The 22,693-nt window shown below is 74.3% G+C and carries 21 protein-coding genes; 6 read left to right on the top strand and 15 right to left on the bottom strand.

The features are described from left to right. Positions 1 to 68: 68 nt before the first annotated feature. From KDL28_RS20055 to KDL28_RS20045, 3 genes are read right to left on the bottom strand one after another with little or no spacing between them, the layout of a single operon-like run. A complete protein-coding gene (locus tag KDL28_RS20055; RefSeq protein ID WP_252440910.1) occupies positions 69 to 1,268 on the bottom strand; it encodes a sensor histidine kinase in 1,200 nt (399 codons plus the stop codon). Further along, positions 1,253 to 1,993 carry an ABC transporter permease gene (locus tag KDL28_RS20050; RefSeq protein ID WP_252440908.1) on the bottom strand — a complete coding sequence of 247 codons (741 nt, stop codon included), beginning with the start codon at positions 1,991 to 1,993 and terminating at the stop codon, positions 1,253 to 1,255. Before KDL28_RS20050 ends, KDL28_RS20055 begins: the two co-directional genes overlap by 16 nt. Continuing rightward, positions 1,993 to 2,757 carry an ABC transporter ATP-binding protein gene (locus KDL28_RS20045; protein ID WP_252440906.1) on the bottom strand — a complete coding sequence of 255 codons (765 nt, stop codon included), beginning with the start codon at positions 2,755 to 2,757 and terminating at the stop codon, positions 1,993 to 1,995. Before KDL28_RS20045 ends, KDL28_RS20050 begins: the two co-directional genes overlap by 1 nt. A gap of 375 nt (positions 2,758 to 3,132) precedes the next feature. Here KDL28_RS20045 and KDL28_RS20040 point away from each other — a divergent pair, with 375 nt between their 5' ends. Then, on the top strand, positions 3,133 to 3,876 hold the full coding sequence (locus tag KDL28_RS20040; protein ID WP_252440904.1) for an endonuclease/exonuclease/phosphatase family protein: 744 nt from the start codon (positions 3,133 to 3,135) through the stop codon (positions 3,874 to 3,876). A 652-nt stretch (positions 3,877 to 4,528) separates the two neighbouring features. After that, positions 4,529 to 5,362, top strand: coding sequence for an FGLLP motif-containing membrane protein (locus tag KDL28_RS20035; protein WP_252440902.1), 834 nt, complete (start codon positions 4,529 to 4,531; stop codon positions 5,360 to 5,362). Here the strand turns inward: KDL28_RS20035 and KDL28_RS20030 are convergent. Together KDL28_RS20030 and KDL28_RS20025 are read right to left on the bottom strand one after the other, a co-directional pair. Then, positions 5,278 to 6,159, bottom strand: a complete 882-nt coding sequence (locus KDL28_RS20030) for an oxygenase MpaB family protein (protein WP_252440900.1) — start codon at positions 6,157 to 6,159, stop codon at positions 5,278 to 5,280. The genes KDL28_RS20035 and KDL28_RS20030 overlap by 85 nt on opposite strands. A 7-nt stretch (positions 6,160 to 6,166) precedes the next feature. Further along, positions 6,167 to 7,378, bottom strand: a complete 1,212-nt coding sequence (locus KDL28_RS20025) for an FAD-dependent monooxygenase (protein WP_252440898.1) — start codon at positions 7,376 to 7,378, stop codon at positions 6,167 to 6,169. A 137-nt stretch (positions 7,379 to 7,515) separates the two neighbouring features. Here KDL28_RS20025 and KDL28_RS20020 point away from each other — a divergent pair, with 137 nt between their 5' ends. Continuing rightward, positions 7,516 to 8,427: an NADP-dependent oxidoreductase gene (locus KDL28_RS20020; protein WP_252440896.1), complete on the top strand. Its 912-nt coding sequence runs from the start codon at positions 7,516 to 7,518 to the stop codon at positions 8,425 to 8,427. A gap of 54 nt (positions 8,428 to 8,481) precedes the next feature. Here the strand turns inward: KDL28_RS20020 and KDL28_RS20015 are convergent, their stop codons facing one another. From KDL28_RS20015 to KDL28_RS20005, 3 genes are all read right to left on the bottom strand, one after another. After that, positions 8,482 to 9,813, bottom strand: coding sequence for a glycine cleavage T C-terminal barrel domain-containing protein (locus KDL28_RS20015; RefSeq protein WP_252440894.1), 1,332 nt, complete (start codon positions 9,811 to 9,813; stop codon positions 8,482 to 8,484). Between the two features lie 352 nt (positions 9,814 to 10,165). Next, positions 10,166 to 11,365 (bottom strand): phosphoglycerate dehydrogenase, encoded by a 1,200-nt coding sequence (gene serA / locus KDL28_RS20010; protein WP_252440892.1) that lies wholly within the window; start codon positions 11,363 to 11,365, stop codon positions 10,166 to 10,168. Positions 11,366 to 11,477: 112 nt separating this feature from the next. Further along, positions 11,478 to 11,804: an ArsR/SmtB family transcription factor gene (locus KDL28_RS20005; RefSeq protein WP_252440890.1), complete on the bottom strand. Its 327-nt coding sequence runs from the start codon at positions 11,802 to 11,804 to the stop codon at positions 11,478 to 11,480. Between the two features lie 265 nt (positions 11,805 to 12,069). On the opposite strand from KDL28_RS20005, the gene KDL28_RS20000 reads away from it, so the two are divergent. Then, positions 12,070 to 12,495 (top strand): hypothetical protein, encoded by a 426-nt coding sequence (locus KDL28_RS20000; RefSeq protein WP_252440889.1) that lies wholly within the window; start codon positions 12,070 to 12,072, stop codon positions 12,493 to 12,495. Positions 12,496 to 12,824: 329 nt separating this feature from the next. On the opposite strand, the gene KDL28_RS19995 is transcribed toward KDL28_RS20000, so the two are convergent. From KDL28_RS19995 to KDL28_RS19970, 6 genes are all read right to left on the bottom strand, one after another. Beyond that, positions 12,825 to 13,604: an IclR family transcriptional regulator gene (locus KDL28_RS19995; RefSeq protein ID WP_252440888.1), complete on the bottom strand. Its 780-nt coding sequence runs from the start codon at positions 13,602 to 13,604 to the stop codon at positions 12,825 to 12,827. A gap of 50 nt (positions 13,605 to 13,654) precedes the next feature. Next, a complete protein-coding gene (locus tag KDL28_RS19990; RefSeq protein ID WP_252440886.1) occupies positions 13,655 to 14,545 on the bottom strand; it encodes an alpha/beta fold hydrolase in 891 nt (296 codons plus the stop codon). A 135-nt stretch (positions 14,546 to 14,680) separates the two neighbouring features. Further along, entirely contained in the window at positions 14,681 to 15,574 is an 894-nt protein-coding gene (locus tag KDL28_RS19985) for an alpha/beta fold hydrolase (RefSeq protein WP_252440884.1), read from the bottom strand. 13 nt (positions 15,575 to 15,587) lie between these two features. Further along, positions 15,588 to 16,916 carry a M20 family metallopeptidase gene (locus KDL28_RS19980; protein ID WP_252440882.1) on the bottom strand — a complete coding sequence of 443 codons (1,329 nt, stop codon included), beginning with the start codon at positions 16,914 to 16,916 and terminating at the stop codon, positions 15,588 to 15,590. After that, complete coding sequence (locus KDL28_RS19975; RefSeq protein ID WP_252440880.1) at positions 16,913 to 17,860, bottom strand: DODA-type extradiol aromatic ring-opening family dioxygenase; 948 nt, start codon at positions 17,858 to 17,860, stop codon at positions 16,913 to 16,915. The genes KDL28_RS19980 and KDL28_RS19975 overlap by 4 nt, the downstream gene beginning before the upstream one ends. 18 nt (positions 17,861 to 17,878) lie before the next feature. After that, positions 17,879 to 19,114, bottom strand: a complete 1,236-nt coding sequence (locus tag KDL28_RS19970) for a Rieske 2Fe-2S domain-containing protein (protein ID WP_252440878.1) — start codon at positions 19,112 to 19,114, stop codon at positions 17,879 to 17,881. A gap of 261 nt (positions 19,115 to 19,375) precedes the next feature. On the opposite strand from KDL28_RS19970, the gene KDL28_RS19965 reads away from it, so the two are divergent. Further along, entirely contained in the window at positions 19,376 to 20,524 is a 1,149-nt protein-coding gene (locus tag KDL28_RS19965) for an acyl-CoA dehydrogenase family protein (RefSeq protein WP_252440876.1), read from the top strand. Positions 20,525 to 20,589: 65 nt separating this feature from the next. Here the strand turns inward: KDL28_RS19965 and KDL28_RS19960 are convergent, their stop codons facing one another. Further along, positions 20,590 to 21,942, bottom strand: coding sequence for a putative glycoside hydrolase (locus tag KDL28_RS19960; RefSeq protein WP_252440874.1), 1,353 nt, complete (start codon positions 21,940 to 21,942; stop codon positions 20,590 to 20,592). A gap of 180 nt (positions 21,943 to 22,122) precedes the next feature. On the opposite strand from KDL28_RS19960, the gene KDL28_RS19955 reads away from it, so the two are divergent. Continuing rightward, positions 22,123 to 22,545: a hypothetical protein gene (locus KDL28_RS19955; RefSeq protein ID WP_252440872.1), complete on the top strand. Its 423-nt coding sequence runs from the start codon at positions 22,123 to 22,125 to the stop codon at positions 22,543 to 22,545. Positions 22,546 to 22,693 lie beyond the last annotated feature (148 nt).

Raw genomic sequence — 22,693 nt, 5'->3', positions numbered from 1 at the left:
CTCGCTGACGCTCGTCGCCTGCGCGAGCGCAAGCGCTGCCGTGCTGAACGGTGAGCCCGCAAGCTCGCTCACGCGGGCACCGACGCCGCGACGGTGGTGCCCTCGCCGGGGGCGCTCTCCACGGCCAGGTGGCCGCCGACCGCGGCGACCCGCTCCCGCATCCCGATCAGGCCGAAGCCCCCGTCCGGGCGCGGGGCGGGCGTCCCGGCGAAGCCGATGCCGTCGTCGTCGACGTCCAGGGTCACGGTGTCTCCCAGGTAGGAAAGGCTCAGCACGACGCGGGACGCGCCGGCGTGGCGCGCGGTGTTGGTCAGCGCCTCCTGCGCCACGCGCAGCAGGGCGGTCTCGGTGTCGGTGTGCAGGGCCGTCGGCTCCCCGGTCACCCGCACCTCGACCGGCACCGCGTGCTCGCCCGACCACTGCTCGGCGCTGCGCCGCAGCGCCTCGGGCAGCGGCGCGCCGTGCAGCAGGTCCGGCCGCAGCGCCTGCACCGTGCGGCGCAGCTCGTCGAGACCGCCCCGGGCGGCGCGGCGGGCGATGTCCAGGTGGGAACGGACCAGGTCGGGCCGGTCGGACACGGCCTGGTCCGCCGCCTCCAGGTGGGTGACGATGCTGGCCAGTCCCTGCGCGACGGTGTCGTGCAGCTCGCGGGCCAGCCGCTGGCGCTCCTCGAGCCCGCCGGTGCGCCGCGCCGACGCGGCCAGCTGCGCGCGGGTCGCGGCGAGCAGCTCGAGCGCCGCGCGGCGCTCCTCGCTCTGCCGCGCCACCGCACCGACCACGACCGCGATGACGGCGGCCAGCAACGCCGTGGCCGCGACGCTGATCGCCGCCGCGGGCCCCGCGGCCCACCCCCCGCTCCGCCAGCCGATCAGAGCGGTGAGCACGACCAGCGGGACCATGCCCCACCAGTTCAGGGTGATGAACCCCAGCGGGAACAGCCCGTAGAGCAGGATGGTGTAGCTGTCGCCGTAGCCGGCGAGCGCGCCGACCAGCGCCACCGTGCCGACCCAGTACACGACGGCGGTCCCGGTGCTCTCCTCGCCGAGCGGCGCGCGGCCCAGCAGCGCCCAGTGCCACACCCCGAACACCACGACCAGCCCGGCCACGACCAGCCGGTCGGCCACGTCCAGCGGGCCGAAGAGCAGCGTGATCGCGGTCGGCAGCGCCAGGGTGCCGGCGAGCAGCAGGTGCCACAGCCCGGCCAGCCGGCCCCAGGCGTCCCGGCCCGCGACCGGCTCGTCCGCGTTGGCGCTCAGTTCGACTCCCACCGGAACACCCGCACCGCGACCGGTGTCGCGACGACCGTGACCGAGGCGAGGATACCGAGCGCGGGCCAGTCGACCACCCCGTCGGTCCAGGCCTCGCGCAGCGCCCGCACCGCGTAGGTCATCGGCAGCACGTCGCCGATGCGCTGGGCGAACTCCGGCAGCGCCTCCCGCGGGAACAGCGCCCCCGAGACGAAGATCGCCGGGAAGTACAGCACCGCCGCCACCGCCTGGGTGGTGCGCACCGTGGGCAGCACCGCGGCGAGCAGGAAACCGGTGGCCACCGTCGAGGCCGCGGCCAGCAGCAGCGCCGTCGACGTCGCCGCCCACGACGCCGGCAGCCGCAGGTCGAAGGCGGTCGCCGCGACCGCGACCAGCACGACCGCCCCGACCGCGCTCATCGCCAGGTGCGTCAGGGCGTGCGAGCCGAGGATCTGCCACGGGCGCAGCGGGCTGATCCGCATCCGGCGCAGCACGCCGCGGTCGCGGTAGTCGGCCAGCGTCTCGGCCATGCCCATGATCGCCGAGGTGGCCATGACGTAGACCAGGTAGCCGGGCACGAGGGCGTCGATCACCCCCGCCCCACCCAGGTCGGGGTCCGGGGCGTTGCCCTGCGCACCGTTGAGCGTCAGCAGCACCAGCGGCAGGGCCAGGGTGAACAGCACCGCGGCCGGTTCGCGCAGCAGCAGCGCGGACTCCACCCGGGTCAGCACGGCCAGCGGTCGCATCACGCCACCTCCGTCCCGGTCAGCGCGAGGTAGGCCGTCTCCAGGCTGCGGTGCTCGCCGCGCACGGCGTCCGGTGCGCCCTCGGCCACGATCCGGCCCCGGTCGATGACGACAAGCCGGTCGCACAGCATCTCGGCCTCGTCCATGGCGTGGGTGACCAGGACGACCGTCACCCCGCGGGTGCGCAGCCCGCGAACCAGGGACCACGTGTCGCGGCGCGCCGCCGGGTCGAGCCCGGTGGTCAGCTCGTCGAGCACGACCACCTCGGGGTCGCCGAGCAGCGCCAGCGCGATGAACAGCCGCTGGCGCTGACCGCCCGACAGCTTCCCGAAGGCCGTGCGGCGGTGCTCCCGCAGCCCCCACTCGTCCAGCAGCGCCGCGGGGTCGACCACCCCGCGGTAGGCCGAGGCGAACACCGCCATCGCCTCCCGCACGGTCATCCGCTGCGGCAGCACCGCCTGCTGCAACTGGATCCCGACGCGGCGGCGCACCCGCTCCGGGTCGGCCGCGGGGTCCATCCCCAGCACCCGCACGGTGCCCCCGTCCGGGCGGCGCAGCCCCACCGCGCATTCCACGGTGGTCGTCTTGCCCGCCCCGTTGGGGCCGAGCACGCCGAACACCTCGCCGCGGTCGACCCGCAGTGAGATCCCGTCGACGGCCACGGTCGCCCCGTAGGCCTTCCGCAGGTCGGTGATCTCGATGATCGCCGCGCCGCGCGATCCGCCGCCCGACGCGGGGGCCGTGCCGTTGGTTCCGCTGTCCATACCGACCATGCTGCTGGCCCGCCGGGGCCGTTCCATCGTCCGTGCCACGCCGCCCGGTCAACCGATCGATCGATGCCCGGTCGATCCGACGGGCGAGGGACGTGACCGGTTCCCGCCGCGTGCGGCCCGCGACCCGGGGTTAGGCTCGACCGGTAGTCCCGGAGCCCGTGGGAGGCCTCGAACGTGTCTGGGCCCGGCCGCCGTGCGGCCTCTCCGGTCGTCCTCGCGCTGGCCCTGGTCACGATGGCAGCCGGATGCGCCACCGCCACGGCCACGGCACCCCCCGCGTCTCCCGCGGCCGCGTCGACCACGGCGTCGGCGCCGGCAACGACCACGGCACCGAGCACCGCGGTCGCGCCGCCCGAGCTGCGGGTGATGACCTGGAACGTCCGCACCAACACGTTCGACGCGCCCGACTGGGCGCCCGTCGTGGCCGAGCGGGCCCCCGACGTCGTCGCCTTCCAGGAGATCTGCGCGGGCGACGCCGAGGACCTCGTCGGGCTGCTCCGCGCGGAGCACGGCCTGGACTACGAGCTCGTCCCGGGGCCGGCCCGGGAGGCGCTCTACGAGACCTGCCGCAGCACCGCGGCCGGCCCGGTCGTGTTCGGCCAGGCCGTGCTGTCGCGGGTGCCGCTCAAGGACCCGGTGAACACCTTGCTGCCCGACGGCGGCGGCCTCGACGAGCCCCGCGCGTTCCTGGCCGTCACCCTCGACGTCCCCGGCGCCCCGATCCGGCTGCTGACCACGCACATCACCATCGGGCCCGAACGCGGCGACAGCGAGGAGAAGGGCCGGCGGCGCCTGGCGCTGCAGGCCGAGCAGGTCGACGCCGTGACGCGGGCCGCGGCCGCCGCCGGCGACCGCGTCGTGGTCCTCGGCGACCTCAACATGGGCCCCGACGACCCGCGCCTCGACGGTCTGCAACGCGCCGGCCTGCGCGACGTCGACGAGGGGCGCAACTCCCCCACGTCCGACAACCGCGTCGAGGAACCCGGGTCACCCGCCCGGAACAAGATCGACTACTTGTTCGTGAAGGGGCTGGAGCGGGTCGGCGATCCGCAGACATTCTGGGTGCCCAGCTCCGACCACCGCCCGCTGGTCGCCACCCTGCGCCCCTGACGCACCGCCCCGCACTGCTCCGGTCGACCGAAGTCCTCACCGAGGGTATCCGCGTCCCCACAGCGCGCTTCCTTCCGGCAGTCGACCCGCGACCGGAACCCCGGTGTCCGCGAGGCAACTCGGTGATGGCGACGTGGCGCAACGGGGACGCCCTCGAACTGCTCCCACTCTCGCCGGCCGGCAAGTCAGCCGACGAGTGGGTGTTCGCTGTCCCGGAGCCCGCGGCCGATCCCGGGCAGACCGTGGCGGCGGTCGCGTCCGGGTTCGCCCTCGACTGCGTCCCGCAACTCCACGTCGGGGACCGGCCGCTCCCCACGTTCACCAGCGCGCGCCCCATCCCCGTCCACCGGTGACCCGGCCCTGCCGTTCGTCGTGCCCGACCTCGCCGCCGGCGCGCACGTCGCCAGCCTCACGTGCGGCCCTCAGGTGGCCACCGCGGAGTTCGACGTCCCGGCGATCCCGAGCCCCGCCACCACGACACCCACCGCCCGCCCACGAACGGCGGATCGGCGACCGGCGGCCCTGCCGGCACCTGGACGCCGCCACCCGGCCCGACCTCCACCGGCGGTCCCACCGGTGGGACGGCGCCACCACCGAACGGGGCGGCCCAGGCGCCGCCCCCCGGTGCGCCACCCACCGCTTTCGCCTTCACGTGGTCGAGAACGGTGCCTGGTTCAACGGGCACACCGCGGTGCTGGCCATCGCGCTGCTGATCGCCGTCCCGCTGACCACGGTCGCCTACTCCGGCACCGCGGAGCTCGACCAGCGGGGCTCCGACCAGGAGACCGGCCGGTTCCGCGTCATGATGGTGGGCCTCGTCGTCGTCGCCGTGTGCGTGCTCGTCTCCCGGCTCGTCGGCTTCCAGCCCGGCTACGTCTACGGGCTGTTCGGGTTCTTCGCCGTCAGCACCGCCCTGGCCCGGCGTCGGACCCCCCGGGTCGCGCGGTCGGTCCTGTGGGGCTCGGTCGCGCTGCTGGGGCTCGGCGTGGTGTCGTGGCTGGTGTGGTGGCCCGTCGACGGGGCGGTCCGGCGGCCCGAGCCCGACCTGGACCTGCTCGTGCTCGACTCCGCGCCGGCCGCCACGTTCGTGCTGGCCGTGCAGGGCGCGGTCTTCGGGCTGATCCCGGTCGAGTTCATGGACGGCAAGCGGTTGCGGGACTGGCGGTGGAAGGTGTGGGCAGGCGTCTGGGGCGCCGCGCTCCTGCTCTTCGTGCACGTCCTGTTCGACGAGTTCGTCCAGGAGTTCGACCTGGGCGAGGTCGTGGCGGTGGTCGCCCCGTTCATGCTCTTCGGGATCCTGTCCGGTCGGATCATGGATCTACCTGCACCTCACGAGACCGCCCGAGGAACCCCAGGACCCCACCGACGACCCGGCCTGAGCACCGGCGGAACGGCGCCGCCCTACGCGGCCATCACCCAGCGGATGCCGTGCGTGACGACCTGGCCGCCCGCCCGGACCAGCGTGTGCTCCACGACCGGCAGGTAGGGCAGCCGCAGCGGCGTGCGGGCCCACCACGGCAGCAGCTCCACCGCCGCGGCCGCCAGCAGCGCGTAGGGCGCCCTGGCCGCGATCGCCAGCGGCGGGTTCAGCAGCAGGAAGCGGGCCGTCGAGCGGGCCTGCGGGGTGCCGGCCAGCTCGGGTCGGTAGGCCGCGATCCGGTCCGCGAGGGCCGCCTCGGTCCGCGGCGGGTCGGGGACGCCGAGCTCCCGGGCCACCCGGGCGGTGTCGGCGACGTAGCCGTCGCGGCCGGCCTGGTCCAGGGGGCGCGAGCCGTAGCGCTGGTGGGCCCGCAGGAAGCTGTCGATCTCCGCGATGTGCACCCACTCCAGCAGGTGGGGGTCGCCCGCGGAGTAGGCCCGCCCGTCGGGTGCCCGCCCGCGCACCCGGCTGTGCACGCTCCTGATGCGCTCGATGACCGCGCGGGCCTCCGCGTCGGGCCCGAACGTCGTGGCGGCCAGGAAGTAGCTGGTGCGCGCGAGCCTGCCCCACGGGTCGCCGCGGTAGCCCGAGTGCCCGGCGACCCCGGCCATGGCCAGCGGGTGCAGCGACTGCAGCAGCAGCGCCCGCAGGCCCCCCACGAACATCGACGCATCGCCGTGGACGCGCCGGATGGGGCGGTCCTCGGCGAACCACCGCGGCCCGGGCGCGTTGTGGATCCGCTCCCGGCGGCCCGGCCCCTCGTCGCCCGCGACCTTCTGGAAGACGTCGGCGCCCAGGCGCGCGCGCAGCGCCGTGATGCGGTCGGTGAGCGAGCCGACCCCTCGAACCCGCAGATCGACCACCCCGCCATCATCCGCGACGGGCGCCCTCCCGGCCACCCGACGAGCTCGCGGGCACGGGGTGGCCGTAGAGCCAGTCGATGTCCGGGGAGAGCCCGAACGCCGCGGCCATCACCTCGTCGCGGGCCAGCTGGTCCGGCCCGTCCGGGAGGTGGAAGCGGGTGCCGTTGTCGCGCGACATGCCCTGCACGCGGGTGGTGCGGGGCAGGCGCAGCTCGGCGTAGCGGGCCAGCGCCGCCGGCACGTCGGCCGCGCTCGCCCCGGTCAGGCAGGCGGCGAGCGCGGCGGCGTCCTCGACGGCCTGCCCGGCGCCCTGCGCGGCGTAGGGCAGCATCGGGTGGCAGGCGTCACCGACCAGGGTCACCGCGCCCGCGCCCCACTCGGGCAGCGGCTCGCGGTCGAACAGGGCCCACTTGAGCGGGTGGTCCAGCGCCTCGACGACACCGCGCACGGTGGGGTGCCAGCCGGTGAAGGCCGCCCGCAGCTCCGCGGGGTCGCCGGGGTCGGTCCACGCCTCCCGCGTCCAGGAGCTCTCCTCGAGCACGCACACCACGTTGAGCAGGCGCCCGGCCGCGACGAAGTAGTGCACCAGGTGCGCGCCGGGACCCAGGTCGACCGTCGACCGGCGGCCGAGCCCCAGCCCGGCCACCCGCTGGGCGGGCACCAGGCCCCGGTACGCGACGTAGCCGGTGAACCGGGCGGCCCGCGCGCCGAACAGCGACGCCCGCACCGCCGAGTGGATGCCGTCGGCCCCCACCACGACGTCGGCGGCCGTGCCGGACCCGTCGGCGAACCGGACCTCGGCCCCGTCGGGCCGGCGCACCGCCCCGACGCAGCGCCGCCCCACCGCGACCCGCTCGGCCGGGAACGCCCCGGCCAGCACCCGCACCAGGTCGGCGCGGTGCACGTGCAGGTACGGCGCGCCGTAGGTCTGCTCGATGGCCGCCCCGAGCGGTGTCGAGGACAGCAGGCGCCCGTCGTCCCAGCGGCGGAACTCGAACACCTCGGGCCGCACCGCCACCCGCTCGATCTCGGCCAGCACCCCGAGGTCGCGCAGCACCCGCGTGGCGTTGGGCGCCAGCTGGATGCCCGCGCCCACCTCGGACACCGCGCGGGCCTGCTCGAACACCCGCACGTCGTGCCCGGCCCGCGACAGCGCGAGCGCCGCGGCCAGTCCCCCGATCCCGCCGCCGACCACCGCCACGGACAACGATCCCGACACCGCACGCACCCCCGCTCGCCGCCCGCCGTCGAGCAGAGCACGCGCGTCAACCGGGTAACCGGCGCGCGGCCGGGTGGCCCTGGAGGTGCCCGCGGGCGCGGAAGATCGCTACGTTCGGCGGAGGCGAAGGGAGCGGGATGCGCGCGTACGGGTTCAGCGAGATCGGCGGGCCGGACAAGCAGACCTTCCTCGACGTCCCGGTGCCCGCACCGGGGCCGGACGAGGTGCTGGTCAGGGTCAGGGCGGCGGCGGTCAACCCCGGGGACTGGCGGGTCCGCAACGGCTCCTACGGGACGGCCGGTCCGGCGGTGCTCGGCCGCGAGGTCGCCGGGACGGTCACCGCGCTCGGGCCCGGGGTCGACGGGTTCGCCGTCGGCGACGAGGTGTTCGGCGGCTGCCCGGGGATGGTCGGCGGCTGGGCCGAGCAGGCGCTGGTCACCGCGTCCTTCGCCGCCCACCGCCCGGAGTCGGTGACGCCGGAGGCCGCCGCGGCCCTGCCCGTCGCCGCCGGCACCGCCTACGACGCGCTGGAGCAGCTGGGCCTGCCCCCGGGGGCGACCCTGGTGGTCAACGGGGCCGGTGGCGGCGTCGGGATCCCGGCGGTGCAACTCGCGCGGGCCAGGGGGCTCACCGTCGTCGGGGTCGCGAGCCCGGCCAAGCACGACCTGGTCGCCGGTCTCGGGGCCATCCCGGTGGCCTACGGGCCCGGCGTGCTCGACCGGGTGCGCGCGGCCGCGCCCGGCGGCGTCGACGCCGTCTTCGACCTCGCCGGCGGCGACGCCCTGCGCACGGTGGCCGAGCTCGTCGCGGACCGCTCGCGGTTGTTCTCGGTGGCCGACCGCCCGGTGATCGCCGAGCTGGGCGGGCGGGTCGTCGAGCGCGACCGCAGCACCGCCGTCCTGGCCGAGCTCGCTCGGCTGGTCGCCGCCGGGCAGCTGGACCCGCACATCAGCGAGGTCCGGCCGCTGGACGAGGCGGGCGAGGCGCTGGCGCTGGTCGAGAGCGGGCACGCGGAGGGCAAGGTGGTGCTGCGGATGCCGGTCGACTGACGGCGGGCACGCGTCGTCCCGGCCCGGGGCGGCCGCCCCCGGGCCGGGTCGCGCTCACACGGCGCTGTCGGCCCCGCGCTCCTTGAGCCGCTCGCGCGTGTTCGGGTTGACCGAGGGCCGGAACGGGATCTCCACGACCTCCGCGGCCACCGGGCGGCCCGGCTCGTCCGCGTACTCGTCGGGCAGGTCGACGGCGAGCGCGGTGCCCACCGCCGAGAGCTCGACCGGCACGTAGCCCAGCGCGATGTTGGTGCCCAGTTCGGGCGACCACCACGGCGAGGTCAGGTAGCCGACCGGGTCGCCGTCGACGTCGCCGCGGACCAGCCAGAAGTCGGGGGCGTACTCGCCGATGGGCCTGCCCGCGACCCGCATGCCCACCATGACCATCCGGAACGGCGGGCTGCCCGCCTCGATGAGCGCGCGGGCCCGCTCCAGCGCCGCCTTGCCGATGTAGTCGGCCTGCTTGGTCCGCGGCACCTGGTAGCCGAGGTTGACCTGGAACGGCAGCGTCTCGGCGTCCATGTCCTGGCCCCAGGACAGGATCCCCGCGGCCACCCGCCGGTGGTGGGCCGGGGCGATGACCCGCAGGTTGTGCGGGCGCCCGGCCTCCAGCACCGCGTTCCACATCTCCTCGGCGTGCAGCGTGGCGTCGCGCAGGTAGATCTCGTAGCCCTTCTCCCCGGTGAAGCCGGTCTGGGAGACGACCACCGACAGCCCGGCCACCTTTCCCTCCAGCAATCCGTAGGAGGGGATGTCGGCGATCTCGGCGCCGAACAGGTCGGTCATCAGGTCGACCGATCGCGGACCCTGGATCTGCACCGGCGCCACGTCGATCTCGTCGATCTCGACGTCGTAGGGCTGACCGACCTTGACCCCTTGCAGCCACAGCATGAGATCGGAATCGGAGAGGCTGAACCAGAACTCGTCCTCGGCGATCCGCAGCAGCACCGGATCGTTCAGGATCCCGCCCTTCTCGTTGCACAGGATGACGTAGCGGGCGCGCATCACGGGGATCTTCGCGGCGTCCCGGGTGATCACCAGGTTGACGAAGGCCTCGGCGTCCGGGCCCTTGACCCGGATCTGCCGCTCGACCGCGACGTTCCAGAGCGTGACGTCGTTGACCAGCGAGTCGTACTCGGCCATCGCGCCGCCGTCCTCGGGCCGGACGTAGCCGCGAGGGTGGTAGACGCGGTTGTAGACCTCGGCCCGCCAGCACCCGGCCGCCATGGAGAGGTGCCAGTACGGCGACTTGCGGATGCGGGTCGAGATGAGCAGTTCCACCGGGGTCGGGCCGGTCTGCCGCAGATTGATCGGGACGATCCGATCGGACTGGTCGACCGAGGGCTGGTTGTGGTGCGACTGGACAGCACGGGCACCATTCGACATCAACGTCGACATTGACGGCTCCACCATTTCCGGATCAGTTCCACGACCACGGGCGGTATTGTGGCGACTGCGGTCCCGACGTTTCCGGACAATCGAAATCGGCCGTGGCCCGGCCACGGTGCCGAATACGCTTCCCAGGAACTGCGCCGACTTCTGACCGCGCGCCGGAGGCTACTCGCGACGTGCCGCATAGGTCAACGGGTCGCACGATACGCAACGACCGTGGCGCAACGTCGTCCCCCGTCCGGGCGTAGGCCGGGGCCGGACGGAGGACGCGACAGAACCGACCGGCGGTGCCGAGCCGGCGGGAAGGTGTCGGGCGGGCTGCGCGAGCCCGCCGATGGTCCTGGGCTCAGGGGCGCCAGGCGCGCAGCCAGACCGTCCGCGGCGAGCGCCGCAGCACCGAGAGCGCCTCCTCGCTCAGCACGGCGTCGGTGTCGGTGATGACGTAGCCGCGCTCGCCCATCGTCGACAACGACTGGCCGGTCACGTTCACCCCGGCGTCGGCGAGCAGCCCGGTGATCTCGGCCAGCACCCCGGGGGCGTTCGCGTGCAGGTAGCCCAGCCGGAACGCGCCGGCCGGGCGGGGCGGGGCCACCTGGGGCAGGTTCACCGACAGGGCCGTGGCGCCCGCGGTGACGAACCCGAGCAGCTTGCCGGACACGAAGTGCCCGATCTCCTCCTGCGCCTCCTGCGTCGAGCCGCCGACGTGCGGGGTGAGGATGACGTTGTCCAGGTCGCGCAGCGGCGACTCGAACGGGTCGCCCTGCGCCTTGGGCTCGATCGGGAAGACGTCGATCGCGGCCCCGGACACGTGCCCGGACAGGATGTTCGCGCGCAGCGCGGCGTCGTCGACGACCATCCCCCGGGAGGCGTTGATGAACACCGCACCCGGCTTCATCAGCGCGAACTGCTCGGCGCCGAAGAGCCCGGCGTTGCCGGGGCGGCCGTCGACGTGCAGGCTCACGAAGTCCGACGCGGCCAGCAGCTCCTCCAGCGTGCCGACCCGCCGGGCGTTGCCGTGGGCCAGCCGGTCGGCGGTGTCGAAGAAGATCACCCGCAGCCCGACGGCCTCGGCGACGTTGGACAGCTGGGTGCCGATGTTGCCGTAGCCGACGATGCCCAGGGTGCGCCCGCGCACCTCGTGGCTACCGCGCGCCGACTTGTCCCAGACGCCCTCGTGCATCCGCCGGTTCTTCTCCGGCAGCCGCCGCGACAGCGAGATGATCTCGCCCAGCACCAGCTCGACGACGCTTCGGGTGTTGGAGAACGGCGCGTTGAACACCGCGACGCCCCGCTCGGCCGCGTCGGCCAGGTCGACCTGGTTCGTCCCGATGCAGAAGCAGCCCACGCCCAGCAGGTCCTTGCCCGCCTCCAGCACCGCGGGGGTGACCGTGGTGTTGGAGCGGATGCCGAGCAGCGACACCCCCGCCAGCGCGTCGGTGAGCTCGTCCTCGCTCAGCGACCCCGCCCGGGCGTCGACCTCGAAGCCCGCGCGCCGGAACGCCTCCGCCGCGACCGGGTGGATGTTCTCCAGCAGCAGTACCTTCACGCGACAAACCTACTGCGGCCCGCGTTCGGCCATCTGGCCGCTGCTGCGGGCCGGCCACCACGGCGCTCCGCCCGCCCGGAGCGGTCCGGCCTCGATCCGGGCGTCGTGCACCTCAGGGGGTCCGCAGGTCCTCCAGCAGTTCCACCTGGCCCGAGAGCACACCGGTGAGGATCGAGCGCGCGACCGCCATCAGCTCCGCGATCTGCGGGCTGGTCGTGGAGTAGTAGACCGCCGCACCCTCCCGGCGGGTCGTGACCAGGCCCGCCCTGCGCAGCACGGCGAGCTGCTGGGACAGGTTCGCCGGCTCGACGTCGATCACGGCCAGCAGCTCGGACACCGCGTGCTCGCGGAGGTTGAGCAGCTCCAGGACGCGGATCCGCACCGGATGCCCCATCGTCTTGAAGAACTCCGCCTTCAGCATGTACAGCGGCCTGCTCACGCGGGCCACCCTACGCGGGAGCCGTCGGGCGCCTCGCCTGCACATCGGCCGCGAGTCGGCTGCCGGCCGCGAACGGCACGTGACCGCAGTGCCGTTCACATCACCCGTTCGGCTTGACGTCCGACTACTCACCGTCTCTTTCATAGGCTCTTCGGAGGACGTTGTTGCGACTGGACACTCCTGGGCTACGCTCCGATTCCCCGCTCGGATAATCCCCTGAACACTTCCGAGCGCCGAGACGTCCCCGCCTGGAGGCTTCCCCCGAATGAGCAGCATCGACCAGTCGCTCGACGCCGCGGCGAGCATCAAGGGCGCATTCGCCATCGCCCTCGTGGACTACGACAGCGGCATGATGCTGGGGTCGCGCGGCGGCAGCCCCGAGTTCGACCTCGAGGTCGCCGCCCCCGGCAACAGCGACGTGATGCGCACCAAGCTCGACGTGATGCAGAAGCTCGGCCTGCGCGAGGCGATCGAGGACATCCTGATCACCCTGGACACCCAGTACCACCTGATCCGGCCCATCCGCGGCCTGCCGGACGAGAAGCTGTTCTTCTACCTGGTGCTCAACCGGGCGCAGGCCAACCTGGCCCTGGCCCGGCGCGACCTGAAGATGATCGAGCAGCAGTTCTACCTGGCCAACCCGATCACCGACCAGCCGGCCCCGTACTTCCCCTCGCAGTCCGGTCGCTGATTCCACCCGCAATTCCAGGGATCGGTCGCCGACGATCCGGCGGAACGATTCTTCGACGATTTCCCCGGAGCCGTGGAAATGTCGACGGCGGCACCACCGCGCACCGACGCGCGTCGGGTGTCGACTACTCGCCGTAACCACTCGCCGATCTCCACCGGCCCGACCAGCGACGGTCGGCCGCCGGGCCCCACCCTCCGTGTCACGTCCGCGTCGACACGGGAATGGATTGCACGATTTCGCACATGCCGACACCGAGAATTCACCGGGCGCGGCGTGACGCGGAGCGGTGGGACGGGAATCGGCCTCGACCGCTCACCTGAGCGCGCCGGTCAGCCCTGGCCCAGCGCCGAGACCGACTTCGCGATGCGCCGCCCGACCATCGCCAGCAGGCCGGCGAACTTGCCGACGTCCGCCCGGAACGCCGGCGCGGTGATCGACAGCGCGCCCATCGTCGCGCCCGAGGCGCCCACGAGCGGGATCGCGACGCTGACGAAGCCCTCGCGGGTCTGCTCCTGCTCCAGCGCGTACCCCAGATCGCGGGCCCGGGCCAGCTCCTGGCGCAGCAGCCCCGGCGCTACGACGGTGTAGGGCGTCACCCGCTCCAGCGGCATGCCGAGCACCTCGTCCAGCACGTCGGCGGGCCCGAAGGCCAGCAGGACCTTGCCGGTGGCGGTGCAGTGCAGCGGCATCCGGCCGGCGACGCGCGAGGGCCGGGTGATCTGGCCGTGCCCGGAGACCTTCTCCAGGTAGAGCACCTCCAGGCCGTCGCGCACGGCGAGGTGGATCGTCTCGCCGGTGGCCTGGTAGAGGTCCTCCATCCAGGGCCGGGCGGCGTCGTGCAGGATCCGCTGGCGCGGGACGCGCTGGCCGATCTCGAACAGCCGCATGCCCAGCCGGTAGTCCGAACCACGGCGCTCCAGCAGCCCCCACTGCAGCAGCTCCTGGGCCAGCCGGTGCACCGAGGCCTTGGCGACTCCGGAGCGGTGGGTGATCTCGGTCAGGCTGAGGTGCTCGTCGTCGGGCCCGAACGCCTCCAGGATCAGCCGCACCTTGCCCAGCACGCTGTTGGCGCCGGGGGCCGAGGCTTCGCCGTGCGGCGGGGTGGTCACCGTCACAGGATCGGTCAGCGGACCCCGTCCGGCCAACGGACCCGGACCGCTCAGCGGACCCCGGACCCGTCCGCGACCGGCAGCGGGCGCCGCGCCGCCTCGCCCAGGAACTCCAGGCTGAGCGCGTTGTAGCGGGCGGCCTGCTCGTGCTGGGGCCAGTGGCCGCACTCGTCGAACAGCTCCAGGCGCGAGCCCGGGATGCGCTCGTGCATCGCCGCGGCCTCGGGCACCTCCCCGAACGGGTTCTGCCTGCCCCAGACGATCAGCGTGGGGTGGGGGATGCGCCCCAGTTCCTCGGGGGTCAGCAGGTTGCGCCGCCGGCGCGCCATGTCCTGCAGCGACAGCAGGTTGTCGACGTTGGCCACGAAGTCGGGGGCGTGGTAGATCGCGTGCCGGACCTCGACCAGCTCCTCGGTGGCGTCGGCGGGGTCGGCCATGAGCAGCCGCAGCCGCTCGCGGGTCAGCTCGACGTCGTCGTTCGTCACCGCCTGCCGGGTGCTGGTCCTGATCCGTTCCATCACGGCCGGGTTCGCCACGGTGCCGCCCGCGCAGAGCAGTTGCAGGCTCCGCACGCGCTCCGGGTGCGTCGTGGCCGTGCGGGCGCCGACCCAGCCGCCCAGCGACTCCCCGACGACGTGCGCGCGGTCGATGCCGACCGCGTCGAAGTAGTCGAGGAGGTGCTCGACGTAGTCGGCGATCTCGTAGGGCCGGTCGGGCTTGCCGGTGCGGCCGTGCCCGAGCATGTCGATCGCGTGCACGTCGTAGCCGGCGTGCGCGACGACGTTGCGGGAGAAGGCCTCCAGGTGCCCGCTCGTGCCGTGCAGGAACACCACGGGCTCGGCGCCCGGGTCGCCAGCGCGCAGCGCACGGGTGCGGACGCCGCCGGCGTCGACGAACTCGACGCGGAAGGCGATCGGGCTCAGGTCGGTCCAGATGCTCACGGCTGCTCCCGGGACTCGGTCACTTCTAGTTGATCCGGTGGACCTGGGTGCTGCTGCGCGCGGCGAGCCTGCGCACCAGGACGACGACAGCGGCCAGTGCCGGTACGAGCGCGACCCGGGCCGCCCTCCCGCCCTTCACCGCGACCCCGCCGCGGCCGGCGAGCCCGCCTGCGCCACGGCCGCGGGCTGCACGTCCAGGAACCCGGAGACCACCGAGTGGTAGGCCTGCGGCCGCTCCTCCTGCGGGTGGTGCGAGGCGCGGCCCATCACGTGCAGGTTCCCGCTGGGCACCATCCGGGCCAGCATCAGCGGGTAGTCCGGGGTGAGGAACGCGTCCTGCATGCCCCAGAGGAACAGCACCGGGGCCCGGATGCGGCCCAGCTCGGCGGTCAGGTCCTGCCACTGCCCCCGCGGCGAGTCCGACATCGCGGCCAGCGCCCGCTCCCCCGGGTCGAGGCTCTGCTCGTAGCGCAGGTCGAGGGTCTCCTCGGGCAGCGCGTCGGGGTCGTACCACTCCAGCCGGGTGATCAGGGCGCGCATCTTCTCCCGGGTCGGGCCCTCGCCGCCGTAGTAGACGTCGCGGGCGTTGCGGCCGCGGCGCCCGCCCTCGGGCAGCGGGGCCAGCGGGCCGTAGAAGACCGGCATGCTGCCGGTGACCACCAGCGAGCGCACCCGCTCCGGGTAGTTCGCGGCCAGGTTCAGCGCGATGGTGCCGCCCCAGGAGTTGCAGACGAAGTCGGCCCGCTCGGCGTCGAGGGCGTCCATCAGCGCGACGGTCTTGACCGCGTGGTGGTCCCACATCGGCCCCTCGATCCGGGACTTCTCGGACCGGCCGTACTGGTGGATGTCGACCAGCAGGCAGCGCCGGTCGGCGGCGAACAGCGGGGCCACCGGCCCGAAGTCGCTCCACGCGGTGCAGCCGGGTCCGCCGCCGTGCAGGAAGATCGTGTCCGGACCGCTGCCCAGGTCGTGGTAGTGGTAGCGGACGCCACCGCCGTCGGCGTAGTGGCTGGGTGGGGCAGGGGCCATCGGTCGGTGCTCCTCAAGCGGTCGTGGTGCCGGTCAGCGCGGCGGTGGTCCGGGCGAGCACGGCGCACAGGCGCCGCATGGCCCGGACGTCGACGGTGTTCATCCCGCGCGAGAAGTCCAGCGCCGGGTCGACGTCCAGCACGTCGGAGGACGCCTTGGGCATCCCGACGCGCGCGGTGGGGATGCCGCGCGCCCGCAGGATGTTCGCGTCGGTGGCGCCGCTGTTGTCGGGCACCGGCTCGTGGGCGCGGCCGGCGACCCGTTCCCAGGCCGCGACGGCGCGCCGCACGACCGGCGCGTCCGGCGGGGTGTGCGACGCCGGCACGGCCAGCACCATCTCCACGCCGAGGTCCACCCCGAGCTCGCGGCCGACCGCCTCGACGAAGCGGGCGAGGTCGCGCTTGGTCGCCATGGGCGTCGCGCCCGGCGCCATCCGCAGGTCGAGTCGGATCCGGCACAGGGCGGGGGTCACCGCGAGCATCCGCTCCCAGCCCCCGGCGATCGCCCCGATCACGCCCTGCGGCGCCGCGGTGGGCGTGCGGTGGCGGCGCGGGTGCTCGGCGAGCCAGCCCTCCAGCCGGGTGACGACCTCGGCTGCGGTGACGATGGGGTTGCGGTAGGGCATGCGGTGCCGGCTGCCGACGTAGGTGTGCACGCCGGGGACGGTGATCTCGAACCAGGACAGGCCGACCTCCTCGTGCGCGACGAAGTCGCCCGGCTTGGCGATCACCGCGTGGTCGGTGTACCAGCCGCGTTCGAGCAGGAACGAGCAGCCCGCGCCGTGGCCGGTGCCGGCGCGCTGCGGGTAGCCCGGCGCCTCGACGGCGTTGGTGGGCATCCCGCCCGCACCGAACGCGACCACGACGTCGCCTGCCGGCCGCGGGCCGGCCTCGGCGAGCGCCTCGGCCAGCACCAGCAGGCACGCGGTGTGCCCCTTGGGATTGCTCGCGCCCAGTCCGGACACGAACGGCCCCTCGTCCCGGGCGACCGGCAGCATGTCCGGGCGCAGCCGCGGCCCGACCCACGGGACGTCGAGCGCCTCCTCGCCGGTGGTGAGGGTGTCGATGGGGGCGTAGAGCATCAGGTCCTCGCCGCCGCCCCGCCCGCGCAGCCGCCCGACGGCGTTGGCCTGGGTGGCGTCGAGGTGCTGGGCCGTCGCGGCGAACCCGGCCGCGGAGAGCCGGTCGGCGAGGAAGTGGGCCAGCGGCGCCTCGCGGCCGGTGGGGCTGGGGATCGCGGTCACCGCGCGGGCCGCGGCCCGCAGCCGGTCCTCGGTGATCCGCGCCAGGACGTCCGCGACCAGCGCCTCCGCCTGCGCCCCGGCCTCCGGCGGCGCGCTCACGGGGCGGTCCCGGCCGGTTCGACCATGGCGACGCCCATGCCGGTGAGCCACTCGGGCATCGCCGCGTAGGCCAGCCTCCTGCCGGGGGCGAACCCGAGCGCCGCGGCCATGGTCAGCCACGTGCGCAGCTCCTGGCCCCCGTTGCCTGCGGCGCGCTCGATGTCGGCGCTGGTCCAGGAGGCGTAGCGGCGCAGGTCGCCGGACTCCAGGTCGGCCAGGAACCGCTCGTCGAACCCGCTGAAGATCACCGGCCGGGCCGCGGTGATGATCGCGCGGCGGCGCTCGTCGTAGCGCTCCCACTCGCCGCGGCCGTTGAGCCAGGCCTCGACCAGGAACTCCTCGTCGGCGTTCTGTGGGTCGCGCCAGTCCGCCGGCCACGGCAGCTGGTGCGACAGCCCGCCGGAGGCGATGACGACGACCCGCAGGTCGCCGGGCAGCGCCCGCACCGCTTCGGCGAGGTTGTGGCCCAGTGCCACGCAGCGGTCCGGCCGCGGCAAGGGCACGGCGAAGACGTTCACCACCAGCGGCACCACCGGGACGTCGAGGTCGCGCAGCAGGTACTGGATGGCGTGGGTCTGCCCGTGGTCGATCTGCAGGCGCGCCGAGAGCGCGACCTCGGTGCCCCGCTCGATGAGCGCCTCGGCCAGTGCGCGGGCGACGGCGGGGTGGGTGCGCTGAGGCCCCTTGGGCGTCCCGGCCTCACCGGCGCCGACGACCTCCCCGACCCCGAGGGTGAAGGCCGGGATCAGGTCCAGCCAGAAGCCCCGGAAGTGGTTGGAGCCGACCACCACGGCCACGTCCGGGCGCGCCGCGGCGATCGCGTCGCGCGCCTCGCCGAGTGCGTCGCGGAACCGCTCGGCGTCCTCGGTGTGCACCACCCGGTCCCAGTGCGTGTTCATCAGCGTGGAGTGGGAGGCCCCCACCCCGAGCACGATCCGCGCCATCGCCGCGTCCTCCCGCCCTCAGCCGCCGTCGGTCGGCGCGGCGGGCTCCAGCCCGTCGGCGCGCAACCGCGCGACGCGCTCCTCGGTGACGTCCTCGGCGAGCCTGCGCCAGCGCAGCAGCGACTCGTCGGGCCGGTAGAGCCGCTCCGGCGGGGCGTCGGTGAGCTCGACCATCCACTTGTCCTGGGCGGAGAACTGGCCGTGGAACAGCCAGCGGACGAACCCGAGGTACTTCGCGTAGAACGGCAGCGCCCGCGCGCCCTCGTGGAACTCGGCCATGACGCCGACGTAGAGGTGGTTGCCGGCGTCGACCGGCACGTAGAACTCGTAGTGGATGAAGGTCGGGTAGACCACCCGCAGCACGCCGGGCATCGACACCGACACGAAACCGGGGAACTCCTGCGCGGCGATCACCGGGTGCACCTCGCGGTGCCCGCCGGTGTTGCCGATGTTGGCGGTGCGCCGCGGCGGCTTGAGCTTGAACCAGGCCTGGTTGTCCCAGCGCCCGAGGCCGGGGAAGTCCGCGGTCCAGTGCTGGGCGTCCTGCACGCGGAAGATCCAGCGCCCGCGCTGCACGATCCGCGTCTCGTTCCACACCGGCATGGCCTTGAACAGCCGCCACAGCGCCGTGCGGTGCAGGTACTTGGCGTGGCCCTCGTCGTAGCCGTTCTCGCAGGCGAAGCGCCAGTCGCCGACCCGGGGCTGCATCCGCGAGCCGATCACCGCCGGGTTGTCGACCAGTTCCTCGGGCAGCTGCTCGTCGATCGGCGGGGCGTCCTCGCCGTCGCCGACGAACACCCACACCATGCCCAGGCGCTCGGCGACCTCGTAGGTCGGCTGGGTGACCTTGCCGCGGATCGGCGACTGCGGGCCGTCGGTGATGGCGGCCAGCAGGTCGCCGGTCTCCAGGTCGAACGTCCACCCGTGGTACGGGCAGGAGATCGTGCCCGGGAACTGCTGGTCGCCCTGGCTGAGCGGGACCCCGCGGTGCGGACAGCGGTCCTCGATGGCGTAGGCGGTGCCGGCGTCGCGGATCAGCGCGATCTTCTCGCCGAGCAGCGTGACCTGCTTGGGCCTGCCGGTGAGCTGGGAGGAGTAGCACACCGGGTACCAGTAGCCGCGGAACCCGGCGGCCGCGCCGCGGTAGTGCGGCCAGGTCGACCAGTCCTGGCGGCCGGGCAGCCGGCCCGCCCGGCGCGGACGCCTGCGCGGGACCGGGGCGGTCGCGCCCGCCGCCCGGTTCTGCACACTCATGCCGACCCTCCCCGAACCCCGCGGCGGCAGCGCGCCGACGCGACACGGCGAGTCCAGCACCGCGCCGGGCGGGCTCCAAGGTCAGCGGTCCGCTGACCGGACCGCGTCCGGAATCCGGGCGCGGTTCGCCCAGCGGTCCGCGTTCGTGCCGGTGAACCGGCGCCGGGCCCGGTCCGGTGTGCGGACCGGGGTCTTTGACAAGCCGGCGCCGTGGCGAAACTCTCGACCACCGGCACCCGCCGCCGAGGCCGAGGAGCAGGGATGACCCAGACGACGCAGGCCCCAGCCGCCGAACCAGCCGCGACGCTCGACGCGGTGCTCGACGAACTGGCCGAGCGCCGCGAGGAGTTCCAGCGGTTGCGCTACGTCCCGCGCGACTTCGTCGACCGGCTCGTGCGGCTGGGCCTCTACCGGGCCTCGGCCCCGCAGCGCTTCGGCGGCGAACCGATGCCGCCCGCGGACTTCCTGCGCCTGGTCGAGCGCATCTCGGCGGTCGACGGCTCGACCGGCTGGGTCGCCAGCTTCGGCGCCCAGGTGTCCTACCTCGGCCCGCTGCCGGTGGACACGCTCGCCGAGATCTACGCCGACGGGCCCGACGTCGTCTTCGCCGGCGCCCTGTTCCCCGTCCAGCCCGCGCCGCCCACGGAGCGCGGTTTCCGGGTGAACGGGCGCTGGAAGTTCGCCAGCGGGTGCATGGCCGCCGACGTGCTGTGCGTCGGCATCCCCGGCGACGACAGCACCGCGGGCAAGCCGCGGGGCGCGGTGCTGCGCCCCCGCGACGTCGAGATCATCCAGGACTGGGACGTCGTCGGGATGCGGGCGACCGGCTCGTTCGACCTGGCCGTGCACGAGGTCGACGTCGACCGCGACTGGACCTTCATCCGCGGCGGCGAGCCCAGCATCGACGAGCCGATCTACCGCTACCCGACCATCACCTACGCCGCCCAGGCGCTGTCGGTCGTCTCGGCCGGGGTGGCCCGCGCGGCGCTCGACTTCGCGACGGGCACGGGCGGCGGACGGGCCAGCGTCACCGGCGCGCCCAAGCTGGCCGACCGGCCCTACTACCGGGCCCAGGTGGCCGAGGCCGAGGCCACGCTGCGCTCGGCGCGCGCCTACTTCTACGAGGCCGCCGAGGAGGCCTGGCAGAGCGTCCTGCACGGCGAGCTCGACGACGGGAAGAACGCCCACCTGCGCCTCTCGGCCGCGCACCTGGCCCGGACCTCCGCGGCGGTGGTGAGCGCGATCGTGTCGATCTCGGGCACCGCGGCGATCTACTCCGACCACCCCCTGCAGGCCCTGCTGGCCGACGCCCAGGTCCCCCAGCAGCACGCGTTCCTGTCCCCGACCATCTACGACAGCGCCGGGGCCGTGCTGATGGGGATGGCGCCGACGTCACCGGCGTTCCGGTGACCACCGCCGCGCACCCCCAGCAGCCTCGTTCGTGCTCACGTGCACCGCGACCGCCGCCGGCCGACCTACGGGGCGCAGCCGGGGCGGCGCAGCACCGCCCCGGACGTCCCGGCCAGCGACACCGAGGTCACCGTGGCGCCGTCCTGGTCGACGAAGGGCCCGCCCAGCTCGACCGTGCGGGCCCCTGACCGGCTCGCGCCCGCGTTCACCACCGCGACGCCGCAGGCGAAGTCGCGCCGCCACAGGTTCGGCCCGACCGGCGTCCGCGGCCCGGCCGGGTCGCCGAGGTCCCACTCGTACTCCGGGCGCCACGGGGTCGGGTCGCCGTAGGCGTCGGTGCGGGCGATCTCGACGAACGCGCTGCGCGGGCCGGCGGCCATCAGGTAGCTGGCGAAGGCGTAGCGGAACGGGCGCACCGCCCCCGGGGAGAAGTGCGGCTGCACCCAGGTGATCTTGCCGCGGACCTCGTTCGACTCGATCTGGCCGACCACCCGGCTCCAGCCCTCGCCGTACTCGGCCAGCATGTTGGTGTCGGAGAAGACCAGCCACCACTCGTCGAAGCCGCCGTCGAGGTGCTCGGTGTAGGCGTCCCACACGCCGGGGTGCAGGCGTGCGTTGGCCAGGTTGGCCACCGTCTCCAGCCCCGCCGCGCGGAAGTCGTCGCGCACGTTCTGCAGCATCGAGGTGTAGGCGGCCTGCATGGCCCGGTCGTCCGGGTACTTCGGCGGGCACGAGCCGCGGTGGTAGGTGTCGCAGTCGAACAGGGCGTTGTCCATCTCGACGCCGTCGAACCCGGCCGCCGTCGCGGCGGCGATCACGTTCGCCGCCCAGGCGTTCTGGTAGTCGGGGTTGCCCACGTCCATCTGCCAGTGCCCCGGGTAGCCGCTGTACTCGTAGCGCCCCCCGCGCGGCGAGGTGAGGAACCAGTCGGGGTGGTTGGCGTCGGCGTCGCAGTAGCCGACCCCGGTCGGGAGGTCACGGTCGTCGACGCCGTTGCGGCAGGCGTAGCTGCGCGTGGAGGACAGGTCCTTGTAGACGTAGACCCGGATCGCCGGGTTGGCCGCCTTCAACCGCGGGATCAGCCCGCTCTCCCACTGGTTCAGCACGACGAACGATCGCCGCCGGGCCTCGGTGGCGAGCAGGTCGTCAGTGGTGGCGGTGGAGTTCAGGTGCAGCCAGAGCGACTGGGCGGTGCCGGTGCGCGGCGGCGCGGGCGGCGACGAGGTCGTCGGGGGCGGTGCGGGTGCTGCGGGCGGCGCGGACGCGGTGGCCGCCGGTGCAGCGGCGTCGGGCGGCACCGGGTCGGTCGGCGTCGGGCGCTCGCCCACCGCGGCCAGCGAGACCCCCAGCACCGCGACGAACAGGGCGCCGATGGCGGCGACCAGAGCGGCGACGCGTGCGCGGCGCAGGCCGGGCACGGCACCACCTCCGGATCATCGCCACCCGCCCGGGTGACAGCACACACGGTAGTGGGAGCGTTCCGGAGCCGCGCCACGTGGTCGTCGCGCGGCTCCCACCGGCACCACGTCTCAGATTGCGCGCTCCGCGGACCAGCCGACCTGATCTCATCGGGGGACGACCGGCGAGGAGGGCCAGCGGTGGACGACGTCGAGGTGTTCGGCATGGCCGAGGAGACGCTGGCGGAGGTCCTCGGCCGGGTCGGACCGCAGCACCGCGGGATCCGCGTCGGGCCGGTCGCCGAGCGCCCGGGCTGGGACGGGGTCGCGCCGCTGGCCCGGTTGGCGGAGCGCGGCCCCGGCGCCCCGGCGCACGGCGAGCTCGTCGAGGCCGCGGCCCTGCGGAGCTTCCTCGCCCACGACGTGGCGATGGCCCTCGGATCGCGGGCCTGCCCGCTGCCGGAGGCCCTGGCCGAGGCCCTGTTCACGCGCATGGAACCGGACGCCGGCCGGTGGCGCGCGTGCGGGGTGTTCCGCGACCGGCTGCCGCTGCCCGCCGGGCACGTGTCCTGGCGCGACCGGTTCCTGCTGCTGGCCGGGCGCGACCCGCACCCGTTCGACTGAGGCGCCCGACCAGCGGTACGGCTAGTGCGGTGGCCATGAACGTTCACCGGTTCACGACACGCCGACCGATGTCCCGGGACTGAACCGGTGCTGCTCCACCCTCGATCCCGCATCAACCCGGGATCGAGGAGGTGGGCAACGGGTGGCC

The sequence above is a fragment of the Pseudonocardia humida genome, assembly GCF_023898865.1.
In the GTDB taxonomy this organism is placed as follows: domain Bacteria; phylum Actinomycetota; class Actinomycetes; order Mycobacteriales; family Pseudonocardiaceae; genus Pseudonocardia; species Pseudonocardia humida.
Note: the sequence above shows the minus strand (reverse complement) of the source record. Positions and strands in the feature narration are given on the sequence as shown.